This window comes from Micromonospora sp. NPDC002389 (assembly GCF_040296095.1).
GTDB lineage: Bacteria > Actinomycetota > Actinomycetes > Mycobacteriales > Micromonosporaceae > Micromonospora.
Map to the genome: position 1 here is coordinate 1 of NZ_JBEOWP010000047.1, position 1,234 is coordinate 1,234.

1 protein-coding gene is annotated in these 1,234 nt (G+C 69.2%); it reads left to right on the forward strand.

What is annotated here, in order from left to right:
• Positions 1–38 precede the first annotated feature (38 nt).
• Entirely contained in the window at positions 39–1,229 is a 1,191-nt protein-coding gene (locus ABT008_RS30410) for an ISAs1 family transposase (RefSeq protein WP_350700746.1), read from the forward strand.
• Positions 1,230–1,234 lie beyond the last annotated feature (5 nt).

A 1,234-nucleotide genomic window follows, 5' to 3' on the forward strand; every position in this document is an offset into this window, starting at 1 on the left:
CTGAGACAACATGACACCGAGAAGGACCACACCCGCGCATGTCATCATCGCTGATCGACGTCATCCGTCAGCACGCCCCCGCCACGTCCGACACCACGGCCGCCAGCGGTGGTTCGTATGGCCTGCTGGAGGCCCTGGCGCGGGTTCCCGATCCGCGTGACCCGCGAGGGATCCGGTATCCACTGGCGAGCCTGCTCGCGGTCGCGGTGTGCGCGGTGATGGCCGGGGCGTCCACGTTCGCCGCGATCGGCGATTGGGTCGATGATCTCGATGCGGCGGCATGGGGTCGGTTCGGGTTCACTGGCCGGGTACCGGTGCTGACCACGGTGTGGCGGCTGCTGGTCCGCATCGACGCCGAGACGTTGACTGCGGTTCTGGCCGACTGGCTGTGCTCCCGGCTGTCAGGGCCGCCGCCGGTCAGGCGGGTCATCGCCGTGGACGGCAAGGTGGTGCGGGGTGCGATCCTGCCCGAGGGGCGGGTTCATCTGCTATCGGCCTACGACACGTCGACCAGTGTGGTCCTGGCGCAGGTGCAGGTCGCGGCGAAGTCGAACGAAATTCCGGCGTTCGCCCCGCTGCTGGAGCAGGTCGCGGCACGGCTGGGTGGCCTGGCGGGTGTGGTGATCGTCGCGGACGCGCTGCATACGCAGGTCGCCCACGCCCGCGCTGTCGCCGCTGCCGGCGGGGACCTGTACGTGTCGGTCAAGGCCAACCAGCCGACCCTGTACGCCCAGCTCAAGCAACTGCCGTGGGCTCAGGTGCCGATCGGGGACCAACACCATCACACCGGACACGGCCGCCGCGAGACCCGGACCGTCAAGGCGTTGACCCTCCAGACTCCGGGCGGCATCGGCTTCCCCCATGCCCGGCAGGCCGTCCGGATCACCCGCACCCGCACCATTGCCGGCAAGCAGACCCGGGAAACGGTCTATCTGGTGGCGTCACTGCCCGCCGCCCACGCCCGGCCCGCTGACCTGCAGGAGTGGGCACGCCTGGAATGGCACATCGAGAACCGGCTGCACTGGGTACGCGATGTGACCTACGGCGAGGACGCCCACCGAGCCCGCACTGGCAACGGACCCGCCATCGCAGCAGTCCTGCGCAACACCGCCATCGGATTCCACCGCGGCAACGGCGAGACCAACATCGCCAGAGCAACCCGCCGCGCCAACCGCCGCCCCCATGACCTCATCACCACCGTGACCAGCAGCTACTCAACTACGCAATGACCCTG